Source organism: Bacteroides cellulosilyticus DSM 14838 (assembly GCF_000158035.1).
Classification (GTDB): Bacteria; Bacteroidota; Bacteroidia; order Bacteroidales; family Bacteroidaceae; genus Bacteroides; species Bacteroides cellulosilyticus.
The window spans coordinates 212,094-223,736 of sequence record NZ_EQ973488.1 but is presented as its reverse complement, the minus strand read 5'-3'; the positions used below and the strand labels follow the sequence as shown (position 1 = coordinate 223,736).

The window sequence follows — 11,643 nt, the reverse complement described above, 5'->3', positions numbered from 1 at the left end:
GTGAGTTTCATATCGAGCCGTTGATAAAGGAAGATATCGATGCCATGGCCATTTCATTTAAGAAGGTTGCGGATGAATGTTCGATGGAGTTGGATACTTGTACAACGAAGGTCGACTTATCTCATTTGGGTATTTCGGGTGGAGTGTGCGTTGACAATAGGTTGATTGAACGAATTGTCGGATATCCTATTATTGCCCGTAAAGACAAGAATCAGCGGGACATTTGCCGTTGTGTGGAAAGTCTTGACATCGGCACTTATGAAAGCTACCTTAATGGCTGCATTTATTGCTATGCTATTAAAGGTAATTATAATACGGCAAAATTTAACCGGAGTAAACACGATAAGGATTCTCCGATGCTAATAGGAGAAGTGGATAAGGACGCAGTGATTAAAGAACGGGAAATGAAGAGTCTGCGTACCGATCAGCTTTCTATGTTTTATTAAAAAATCATTCTGACCGGAAACAATTATTGCTTGGATTGTTGTACCCGATAAATAACTTATAATTTAGTGTATCCTTAAAATAAAGAGCATGGAGAAAGAGACTGAACAAGAATTGATAAAAAGGATGATTGGCTTTCAGAAAGAGGAAATAACATCGAGTATTATATACCGGAAGTTAGCGGCAAAGGAAAAGAATCTTCATAACCGGGAGATATTGCAATGTATTGCAGAGGATGAAAGTAGGCACTACGCCACACTACGAGGCTATACTCATCAGGATGTCAGTCCTAATCGTTTTGAAATCTGCTTTTATGTATGGTTAGTGCGTCTGCTGGGTGTTACGTTTGCCGTTCGTCGTCTGGAACTGGGAGAGAAAGAAACGAGTGGGGTATATTCCCAATACCCGAGTATGGAACACTTTGCCGAGATGGCGAGGGATGAGCAGCACCATGAAGAAAAGCTTATTGAAATGATAGATGAGGAACGCTTGCAATATATGGGTTCGGTGGTCCTGGGACTGAATGATGCCTTGGTGGAGTTTACCGGAGCATTGGCAGGTTTCACGCTGGCGCTGAATGATACGAAACTGATTGCGCTGACCGGCAGCATTACAGGGATTGCAGCGGCACTTTCTATGGCTTCTTCCGAATATCTTTCCACTAAATCAGAAAAGACTCGTAATAAGCGTCCGGTTAAGGCAGCTATTTATACGGGGATAGCTTATATCATAACCGTAGTGGCTTTGGTAGGTCCGTTTATCTTATTGTCAAGTCCTGTTCTGGCTTTATGCATCATGCTGGTGATGGCATTGCTGATTATTGCCTTTTTCAACTATTATTATGCCATTGCCCGTAATGAAAGCTTTAAACGCCGTTTCACGGAGATGGCGGTGTTGAGCTTCTCCGTGGCCGGAATCAGCTTTCTGATAGGTTATTTGCTGAAGACAGTGACGGGAGTAGGGGGATAGGAATATCCGGATACCGGACTCCCTTTAGATATCCTCAGTGTACAACTGACTACCCGAACGAAATTTACTTTTCATGAAACGTACCAGTGATGCCGGATATAACACACGTATGCCATCTCCAAAGCCTAAGATTTCACGTTGCAATTCATGATTGATGACTACTGTAATTTGAAAAACCATGGAACCGTCTTCTCTTTGTTCTATGAGATGCTGGCTTTTATGAATAGGTTTGGTCAGGACATAAGGGGCATGTTCCGGATTTACCCAAAAACGTACTTCTTCGGGGTGTTGGTTGATTCCTTTAGTTACACCTACTATATCATCGAAAAAGGTAGAAGGGTCGAAGTTACTATTTCCGTAATAGGGCTCATCTTTTGCCGGAGCCAGTTCCAGTATACGGTCGAGTGCCAGATTGTAGAGCATACGCGTATTCTTCTTTGAACCGAAGACGAACCAGCGATTCCGGTATTCTTTCAATAGATAAGGATAGAATACGAATGTAGCTGCTGAGCGTGCTTTGAAAGAACGGTATTTTAAACTTAACGGTTGCTGGTTCAAAATGGCCTGGTAGAGATCATTGAGATAGTTTAATCCTGTCAGACTATTATTTTTTTCAAAATCAATGATGGGAGTAGTCTTCTGTCGGACTGAGGTGACATGGTCTTCCAGACGACTGATAATGTCTCCCATACCCGAGAAATAAGAGAATCCATTGAATTGTTTCAGAAGTTCCACGGCTTCCGACATCACTTTCAGGTCCTGTTCGGAAAGGGGCGTATTCGTAATGCTGTATTCCGGATCTTCGTATGTATAGTATTTATGGTCTTTCACCACGATTGGAGCATTGTAACCCAACTTTTCACTACGCATCAATTGGATATCCATTTGCACGGTGCGCTTACTGATGCCTTTGTCAATACCTTCATATTCATACAAAGCATCGGAGCAGGCATCCACTAAATCTTCGAGTGTCCATTTCCGGAAACGGTTCCGCAGACAAGTATCTATTGTTTTGTAGCGGATTAAGGCATTTCTACTGACAGGCATAATTGACTTTTTTAGAGTTTTCGAACAAAAATAGAAAAAAAGTTTCAACTACGCAAAAAGGCTGCGCAGTTGGGTATGTAACTTTGTCCCGGAAACAAGAAAACAGGTCAAGTATGGGTTACTTCAACAATCATCTGTTAAATGAAAATCACTCATGCAATTATCAGTTTTCTTTTTTAAAGGAACAGTAGCTCAGTGGGTAGAGCATTATATAATCAAGGTCAAGGAAGACTTACTTCAAAACAGCAGGAATGCTTCATCTGATATTCACAGTCTTCCGATTACCTTTTAAAAAAATGAAGTATGAAAAAGGATTTATTGAAAGTTTCTATCCGGCAGAATGCTATTTATTTGCCTCCGGTAGAAGGAATGGGAGAGAAGAAGAAGCTGACTTCAACAACGGTGGCTTTGGTAGCTCAATTGCGTAAAATGGGCTACGGGGTGTCGGAAGAATTGTTGCATACGATCAATGAAATTACTCCGGCTGAACAAATGGAAGTATTTCAGGTGATGAAAGAAGTTTTAGGTGTGAATCTGAACTGGGCACCATTGGTGAAAGGGTGGGATACGCCTACGGGAGAAACACAACTTGATCACTTGATTACGTGGATCACTAACCTGTTTCAGATAAAAAAAGGAGTGAAACTGCCATGCGGACATATAATTCCGGATAATACTTTTCCATTAGAAAGATATAACGGTTGCCCTTTCTGTGGAACACCTTTTGAAACGGCAAGCACGGAATATTTCGGTCAGGGGAGCAAGCTGAAAGTGTTGGAACTTTGGCAGACGGCAGAGCTGGAAGGCTTCTTCAAAGATTTATTAGAATCGCGTACGGCTCTGGATGCTACACAAGCGGATAACCTGAAGATTTTGCTTTGTGAGCTTCCGCTACCGGATGTTAAGGTGAAAATGAAGGAAACCGTGATGCTGGTGATAGATACGCTGGTTGAACAAGGCAGAGAACAGGAAGCACAGGCTTGTTTCTCGAGTCCGAATGATGTATTACGTTATTTGTGGTACAAGAAAACCGGATTCCTGCAAACCATAGAACCCAAAACAATCCTGCGCAAGGCAGGTAGAAACCATGCGCATATGTGTGCGGGACTGGATAAAAGTAAATCTGCGAAAGAGCAAAAACGAGAGGAACTGAAGTTGAAGTATACTCGTCGTGAATGTCGTATGGTGGCTTCTTGGTTGAACAATATGAATATGGATCCCGAGAAATCATGCGAGATAATGCATCCTAAAAGGGAAATGTGGGTACGGATGATACGTGCCTTGCGTTTGGCAGAGTATGCCCGTAAAGAAGAATTCGGGAAACTGAAGGAGTTGATGGATATATTCTATAACCAAGCATACACCGTATGGCAGGGAGAGGTAGAGCACTATCGCTTGAAAGCAGATGCGATACGTACACTTTCATTATTGAAAGAACGTCCGGGACTGTTTGCCCGTTCGTTGTTTGCCAATATGTTGTGGTTCGGTCCGGAAGATACTCTGGCTGCTTTCAGGGAAGTAGTTCATCTGCTGCCTGCACGCTTGATTCTTACATTAGGTATGTATGCTGAAAATTATTTCGATCCGACACGTAAAAGAATGGTGAAGCCTCTGGGTGGAAATGCGAAGGTGATAGAACCATACTATTTAGTTGGACTTTATCAGCCTGAACAATTGATGGATATGGTGGAGCAAGTGAGGGGATTGTGTAAAGAGGTCGTTTCCGCCCGTTTTGCGAAGGTTGCTACCGAAAGCAAAAGTACGTATATAGATCCCATGTTATACTGCATACCTTTGTCTATCGGTGACCGTAGTGAGACAATTCAGGATATGTCCTGTGCCTTGCAGGGAACACGATTCCCGGTAGAGGGTGATCAAGTCCGCCTCTTCATGCAATGGGGAAAAGGACTTCCGGCACAACATTTGGATATGGATTTGAGTTGTCATATTGCTATGTCTCATTCAACGGAAGTTTGCTCTTACTTCCACTTGCAGGCTGTCGGTGCTAGGCACAGCGGGGATATCCGAAGCATTCCGAATAAGAAAGGAACGGCAGAGTATATCGAACTTGATCTGAAAGAACTGGATCGTATAGGTGCGAAGTATGTAGCTTTCACTTGCAATGCATATAGTAATGGCTCTATATCTCCCAATTTGGTGGTGGGGTGGATGAACTCGGCTTATCCGATGAAGATATCGGAAAAGAATGGAGTAGCGTATGATCCATCTTGCGTACAACATCAGGTGAGGGTCGCAGAGAATTTGATGAAAGGTCTTGTGTTCGGTGTCCTGAAAGTGAAGGAACGGGAAATTGTTTGGTTGGAAATACCTTTCGGTGGACAGACTATTTTGTCTATGAATGCCCAGACGATAGAAAAATATCTGGATAAGCTGGAGGCGAAAACAACCATCGGAGAACTGTTGGCAGTGAAGGCAGAGGCGCAAAGACTGGAATTGATGGATATTCTTGAAGCCGATGAGGCTTACACCTATGAATGGGCAATGAATAGTGCTGCGGTAAATAGACTGTTGATAGGAGAATGATTTAAAAAGCCCTGAAGTGCGAAACTTCAGGGCTTTTGTCTTTTGTCAATCGATGAAAAATCAACTGAATTATATTTTGGAACTGTGCAGTTTTTTATAGAGTTCTACACGTTCGGCTATTTCAGCTTGAGATAGATTGGCCGGAAGTTCAATTGTTGTTCGTGGAGTAATTGCTACAAGAATAACTTCTCCAACTTTTTTCTTATGCTCTTTAAGAGCGTTTTCTGCTAACTGACTGGTCTCTGGTCGGACAATACTCTTTTTCATCATATTGAATTGTTTTTAAGTTTTCATTTTTGCTGGAGCTAATTGGCAGGTTGCTAAAAGAAACTCATTGTTCAATGTAGTTATCACTTCTTTTACGCTGCGTATTTTTTCAGAGAGAAAAGCATTACTACCTGCAAATGCATATCCTCTTTTCATATTTCCTTTGGCCGCATTATACAGTGCTTTGATGATGCAGTAAGGACTCTTCTGATAGTCACACGTTTTGATGCAATGGAATGAGCAACATTTGGGCTTTTCCTGTCCTTTCTCTACATTACGGATAAATTCCCCATCAATGGCTCGTCCGGGCATTCCTACGGGACTTTCGATAATGAGAACGTCTTCGGGCTTAGAGTGGATATAAACCTCTTTGAAGGTTTGTGAAGCATCGCACTCTTGGGTTGTTACAAAAATGCTTCCCATTTGTACGGCCGAAGCTCCCAATTGCATGAATCGTGCAATATCTTCGCCTGTAGAGATTCCACCTGCGGCAATTACAGGAATATCTTTTCTTTCCTTATAGCTCATTGCAATTGCTACAACTTCGGGTATCAAGGACTCCAAAGCGTATTTCTCATCTTGTATTTGTTCTTTCTTAAAGCCCAAATGTCCTCCGGCTTTAGGGCCTTCTACTACTATGGCATCGGGTAAATAATCAAAGTTCTTCTGCCATTTGTCGCATATAATCTTGGCCGCTCTTGAAGAAGATACAATGGGCACCAACTTCGTTTTGCTTTCCGGTGTCAGGTATAGGGGTAAGTCGAGCGGAAGTCCTGCACCGGCAAAGACTACGTCGATTTTTTCGCTTATGGCAGTGCGTACCATCTCTGCATAATTGGAAAGGGCCACCATGATATTCACTCCGATGATTCCTTTTGTTTTTTGGCGGGCTTTTCTGATTTCCTCTTTGAGTCCGCAAATGCACTTTTCGGTATAGTCGCCTTTGCCTTTAGGGTATAGCAGGCCTAAACCTGCACATGAAATAACACCAATGCCGCCTTCGTTGGCTACGGCTGATGCCAGGCCGGACAATGAAATTCCGACTCCCATTCCACCTTGTATGATAGGTGTTTTTATCTCTATATTTCCAATAAAAAATGGCTTCATAAAACTGATATTGTAATAAGACTGTAAGCGGATAAATATACTTCCGGGTATTCTATTCGTTTAGCGATGTTCTTTTCTTTGTATTGCTGTTTTAGTTGAAAAAAGCAAGAACAGAAGATCTGATCTCCTGTTCTTGTTGTAGGGTAGACATTAATAACGTCTGGAATTATAACCGTTGTTACGGGGTCTTTCTTCACGGGGACGTGCAACGCTTACTGAAATAGTTTTCTGATCGTATTCTGCTCCGTTAAGTTCATTAATTGCCTTTTGTCCATCTGTATCGCTTGTCATTTCGACGAAACCAAATCCTCTGGATCTTCCCGATTCTCTGTCCATAATAACTTTAGCTGAAGAGGTCTCTCCATACGCTGAGAATAATTCGTTCAAGTCAGCATCATTTATGCCATAGCTTAAACCTGAAATGTAAATGTTCATTTGAAATTTTAATTAAATAAATATTAAGTAAGAGTGAGGGGATAATTAAAGGAGAGGTCTGCTTAATAAGATATAAAAAGGAGAACTATACGATAACGATTCGTAACTCAAACCGCGACAAAGGTAATACAATAGTTGGGAATGGCAACTTTAAATTCGTAATTTGTTAATAAAAAAGTGATAATTGTTTTTTATTAGCATTTAGAAAGGCTATGGTATATTGCACTTTTCTTTAAAGGTGAAAATCCTTTCTTTTTAATGTGCCTTACAGGTACTCGTGGACGGTATATTGACTATCTATTTATCAAGGAGATCTTATACAGTACATGTCTGCATAAAGGATGGTCGGGACTGACCAATGGATGATCAAACTCTTTGCTTTTTACCATACCTATTTTTTGCATCACGCGTTCCGAACGTTTGTTTGGGAGTGAGGTGAAAGAATATAATTCTTTCAGTCCCAATGTCTTTTTTGCATATTCCAGACAGGCTGAAGCCGCTTCGGTAGCATATCCCTGATTCCATACTTCGGGAATCAGGCGCCAACCTATCTCTACGGCCGGGGCAAAATCTACGTCGAACGTAATATCATGTAATCCTACATAACCTATAAACGCATGGTTTTCTTTCTTTTCTACTGCATACAACCCATATCCTCTGGATGCGAATTCCTTCCGGATGCGATTATAGAAGTCGAGTGTTTCCTGATAAGATAGCTTTTTGAGAAAGAATTCCATTACCTGATCGTTGCTATTTAATCCGGCAAAGACAGGGATGTCTTCTTCTTTCCAATCACGTAGAATCAGACGCGGGGTTTCTATGTATGTATTCATCTTGTTCTTAATTTATTCGATTTGTTTTTTCCGCTTTTTACGGTTCATATATTCACGTAGTAGGGTTGGGGTGGCACAGAAGATGAGTTGTGCCCGATTCCATTTATAGCATTTTTGAAAGACAACCATGGCAATGGTTATGAATAAGGCGGCTCCGATAGAAGCCTCTAAAGGTAACCAGCCCAGATTCTCTTTGGGTAATAGCATAGGAATGAACGCCAGTGCTCCGGCAGGAGCAAAGTATTTCCCTGTCCACTCGAAGATGAGGAATAGGATAGCCGCAATGGTTAAAGCAACGATACTTTCCGGTAGATGAAGATGGTGGTGACCGACAATTTGAAGTACAGTGCCCAGAGTGGCTGCGGTAGTCAGAAAGAGAAATACTTGTGTAGGGCGATTTCTGAATCCTGCTTTGGAGTTTACCATTTCTACAAAGGTCACCATGAGTGGCGGCAATATGAGATAGGGGTAATCCATGCCGACGGCCAATTCGGCCAAAGCACCTACAAAACAGAATAATATCAGCCATCTGATGATATCTTCCTTGCCGGGTTTCCTGTCGACGGGCTTAGGCATCCGTTTACGTATTCCGCATTTTTCCAGGATGATTTGTACAAGCACTACTGACACTGACATTGAAAAGACTGCTATCGGATAAACAATACTTTCCGTATGAAGCAAAACAGGTAATACGCAAGCTGATATCAAAGGAATCAGTGTAACGCGACTGATTAAAAGGGAAGCACCTGCAAAAGCAAATGCAGCGCATAGATTGACCACATAGGGTAGGGGTGAATAACGAACAATGCAGATACCGACTGCTGCTCCAAGAGTCATAAGCAGGATGATTTGCCAACGTTTTACATTCCATACCCGTTTATCGATAATCAACAGGCCGATGATCAGCGCTGTCATTTCCGGAAACAGAATTTCCTTTTCATTGGTCCATTCGGCTAAACCGACCATCATCAGGATCATTACCAGCGATATCAGATACCTTGTCAGTTTTCTGTGTTCCATTTTATAATCTTGAATTTTGGGCACAAAGTTAAGGGAAACTGCCGTATTATGAAACTTCTTGGCTATCTTTGCGCGCTGAAAACCTTGAGTGGCTTTCTTTATAAAAGAGTTCTGTATGCAAAATTTGGTAAAGAAGGAGTATAAGATTCCTTTTATTCTGGTAACTTCCCTATTCTTCTTATGGGGATTTGCACATGCGATATTAGATGTGCTAAACAAACACTTTCAAGATGTGCTGGTTATTACACGTGCCCATTCGGCATGGGTACAGGTCATGTTTTACTTGGGTTATTTCGTGATGGCTATTCCTGCCGGACTGTTTATCAATAAGTACGGTTACCGGAAAGGAGTGGTTTTCGGCCTATTGCTTTATGGCATAGGTTCCCTGCTTTTCATTCCCGGGGAATATTGGATGTCTTTCAACTTTTTTCTGTTTTCTCTGTTTGTCATAGCCTGTGGCTTGGTTTTTCTGGAAACAGCGGCTAATCCTTACATGACGGAATTAGGCGACCGGGAAACGGCTGCCAGTCGCCTGAATCTGGCGCAGTCGTTCAATGGATTGGGATGTATTTGCGGTCCGCTTATCGGGGGATTGTTATTATTCTCGGAAGGGGGCGAAAGCAATATATCATTGCCTTACACACTGATGGGGATCATTGTATTGGGAGTTGCTCTGGTATTTTATAAGATACGCCTGCCGGAGATTGTTCATGAAGCTGATGAAGAAGAAGTCGGAGAAAACGGTGCACGTGGGCTTTGGTCGCACAAGCTGTTTATCTTCGGTATTATCAGCCTGTTTTGCTACGAGATTGCAGAAATATCAATCAACAGCTTCTTTATTAATTATGTGGTGGATGATGGCTGGATGAATGCCCGCGATGCATCTGTAGTACTTTCGTTCGGTGGTCTGGGACTGTTTATGTGCGGACGTTTTGCCGGTAGCTGGATTATGCGGTATATCCGGGCAGAAAAAGTGCTGTTCGTTTGTGCGATAGGAACGGTGGCCAGTACGTCTTTGGTAGTTCTTAATCTGGGTATTTTGTCATTAATAGCTCTTTTTCTGGGATATGCGTTCGAAGCTATTATGTTCCCCACGATTTTCGCTCTTTCATTGAGGGGATTGGGTAACTATACGAAGCGTGCGTCTTCTTATCTGATGATGTCCCCCATCGGGGGAGCGGTAGGACCGCTCATGATGGGGTATGTGGCTGATCAAACCAATATGTCTTTCTCGTTCATCGTTCCGTTGCTTTCGTTTATCGTGGTGTTGCTTTATGCCTGGAAAGTAAAGCAACGTTCGTTTTGCTAATATCCGAACTTTTCCGCAGCCTTTTCCATCTGTTCGATGATGGCTACTCCAAAGGGACAGTTTGTTTCACATTGTCCGCACTGAATGCACTCCGAGGCATGATGCGAGAGCGTCTTGTAGTGTTCGCGTACTGTCTCGGGTATTTCATTCTGGGCAATGGTTAGGCTATAGTACTTGTTTACACTCGCTATATCAATTCCTACCGAGCAAGGGGCGCAATGTCCGCAATACATGCAATGCCCTTGCCAGCTGAACTTTTCCATACCTGCCATAACCGGGGTGTAATCTTTTTCTTCCTTAGTAGCATTGCACCAGTTGATGGCAGCTTGCATCTCATCGCAACTCTTGCAACCGACCATTACGGAAGCAACAGCCGGACGGGTTAGCGCATACTCAATGCACTGCACCGGTGTCATCGCTTTGCCAAAGGGGGAATTAGTTTCACTCAGTAAGTCTCCGCCGCCATAGGCTTTCATTACATCCAGACCTATACCTTTCTGCTCACAAAGTTCATAAAGCTTTTCACGTTCCGGATCTATATTTTCGAGGGAATGGGCATAACTTTCATCAGCCCATAAGTCATCTACATTTTCGCTGGGTGGTTGCAAATCGTAACAGGGATTGATGGAGAACATCAGTACTTCAATCAATCCACTTTCTACAGCCAACCTTGCCACAGTAGGGTTGTGGCTGCTTAGTCCGATATGGCGAATTTTACCTTCTTCTTTCAGACGCAGGGCCAACCGAATGATAGGACCATTGAATACTTCATGGAAATCTTCTTCGCTATCTACATAGTGAATCATACCAATATCAAGGTAATCCGTATGAAGACGTGTCAACTGGTCTTCAAAGGAAGCGATTGTTTTTTCTACATCACGGGTACGCAGGTACTGATCATTTTCCCAGGTGGCACATAGATGTCCCTGGATAATAAACTGCTGCCGACGCCCTGCCAATGCTTTGCCGATATTACTGCGCAGATCAGGGTTTGAGGCATACATATCAATAAAATTGATTCCTTTACTGATGGCGAAATCCATTTCCAAATGTATCTGTTCTTCCGTTTTTCCCACGAAACCTTCACAGCCCAGTGCGATGACACTAACTGATAGTCCTGTATTTCCTAATATTCTGTATTCCATGATATTTTAAATTCTTAGTATGTTTTTGCGAAGTTACTAATATTAAAGAAAACGTTCCCGTTTTAATCCGAATAAATTTGCACTGATAAATAGTTGGGATGGATATATGAAAGCTTGGGACGATTGAGATGAAGACTATTTATTTTATAATTATCCGGAAAAACGGAAACGCTTATAATGATATGGTTTTATGAAGGTCCATTTTTATATAGTTATAGGAGATTTTAAGAAAGTTGTCCGAAGGCATGTTTCAGCCTCTCCAAACCTTTAGCCAACTGTTGCCGCGGACAGGCAATATTGATACGGATAAAATTGTCTCCGTCTTCCCCGTACATACTGCCTTCATTGACCCAGACCTTTTCTTTTTCCAGTAGAGCCGTCACGATTTCTTCCGATGGCTTCTTCAACACCGAACAATCTACCCATACCAGATAAGTACCTTCTAATTTAAGTACGGGGAAATCCGGTAGATGATCATTGAAATAGTTTCTCAGATACTGATAATTGGCAAATAGATAACTTT

At 42.2% G+C, this 11,643-nt stretch carries 12 protein-coding genes; 4 read left to right on the top strand and 8 right to left on the bottom strand.

The genetic code is table 11. The features are described from left to right. Together BACCELL_RS02315 and BACCELL_RS02310 are read left to right on the top strand one after the other, a co-directional pair. Window positions 1-446: DUF1848 family protein (locus BACCELL_RS02315; RefSeq protein ID WP_007209899.1), on the top strand; the 446-nt coding region annotated here is incomplete at its 5' end. An 88-nt stretch (window positions 447-534) separates the two neighbouring features. Then, on the top strand, window positions 535-1,413 hold the full coding sequence (locus BACCELL_RS02310) for a VIT1/CCC1 transporter family protein (protein ID WP_007209898.1): 879 nt from the start codon (window positions 535-537) through the stop codon (window positions 1,411-1,413). 24 nt (window positions 1,414-1,437) lie between these two features. Here the strand turns inward: BACCELL_RS02310 and BACCELL_RS02305 are convergent, their stop codons facing one another. After that, window positions 1,438-2,460 (bottom strand): helix-turn-helix transcriptional regulator, encoded by a 1,023-nt coding sequence (locus BACCELL_RS02305; RefSeq protein ID WP_007209897.1) that lies wholly within the window; start codon window positions 2,458-2,460, stop codon window positions 1,438-1,440. 303 nt (window positions 2,461-2,763) lie between these two features. Here BACCELL_RS02305 and BACCELL_RS02300 point away from each other — a divergent pair, with 303 nt between their 5' ends. Beyond that, window positions 2,764-5,004, top strand: a complete 2,241-nt coding sequence (locus BACCELL_RS02300; RefSeq protein ID WP_007209896.1) for a hypothetical protein — start codon at window positions 2,764-2,766, stop codon at window positions 5,002-5,004. Window positions 5,005-5,073: 69 nt separating this feature from the next. On the opposite strand, the gene BACCELL_RS02295 is transcribed toward BACCELL_RS02300, so the two are convergent. The 5 genes from BACCELL_RS02295 to BACCELL_RS02275 form a co-directional block, all read right to left on the bottom strand. Continuing rightward, a complete protein-coding gene (locus BACCELL_RS02295; protein ID WP_007209895.1) occupies window positions 5,074-5,274 on the bottom strand; it encodes a hypothetical protein in 201 nt (66 codons plus the stop codon). 12 nt (window positions 5,275-5,286) lie between these two features. After that, complete coding sequence (locus BACCELL_RS02290) at window positions 5,287-6,378, bottom strand: NAD(P)H-dependent flavin oxidoreductase (protein WP_007209894.1); 1,092 nt, start codon at window positions 6,376-6,378, stop codon at window positions 5,287-5,289. Window positions 6,379-6,528: 150 nt separating this feature from the next. Next, window positions 6,529-6,813, bottom strand: coding sequence for an RNA-binding regulator (locus BACCELL_RS02285; protein ID WP_007209893.1), 285 nt, complete (start codon window positions 6,811-6,813; stop codon window positions 6,529-6,531). A 293-nt stretch (window positions 6,814-7,106) separates the two neighbouring features. Continuing rightward, entirely contained in the window at window positions 7,107-7,646 is a 540-nt protein-coding gene (locus BACCELL_RS02280) for a GNAT family N-acetyltransferase (RefSeq protein WP_007209892.1), read from the bottom strand. A 12-nt stretch (window positions 7,647-7,658) separates the two neighbouring features. Continuing rightward, complete coding sequence (locus BACCELL_RS02275) at window positions 7,659-8,666, bottom strand: HPP family protein (RefSeq protein ID WP_044153182.1); 1,008 nt, start codon at window positions 8,664-8,666, stop codon at window positions 7,659-7,661. A gap of 115 nt (window positions 8,667-8,781) precedes the next feature. Here BACCELL_RS02275 and BACCELL_RS02270 point away from each other — a divergent pair, with 115 nt between their 5' ends. Continuing rightward, entirely contained in the window at window positions 8,782-9,975 is a 1,194-nt protein-coding gene (locus tag BACCELL_RS02270; RefSeq protein WP_007209890.1) for a sugar MFS transporter, read from the top strand. Here BACCELL_RS02270 and BACCELL_RS02265 read toward each other — a convergent pair. Next, window positions 9,972-11,120 (bottom strand): aldo/keto reductase, encoded by a 1,149-nt coding sequence (locus BACCELL_RS02265; RefSeq protein WP_007209889.1) that lies wholly within the window; start codon window positions 11,118-11,120, stop codon window positions 9,972-9,974. The two genes, BACCELL_RS02270 and BACCELL_RS02265, sit on opposite strands and share 4 nt — an antisense overlap. A 224-nt stretch (window positions 11,121-11,344) precedes the next feature. Continuing rightward, window positions 11,345-11,643, bottom strand: a 299-nt coding sequence (locus tag BACCELL_RS02260; protein ID WP_007209888.1) for an aminotransferase class I/II-fold pyridoxal phosphate-dependent enzyme, incomplete at its 5' end; no start/stop codon positions are given.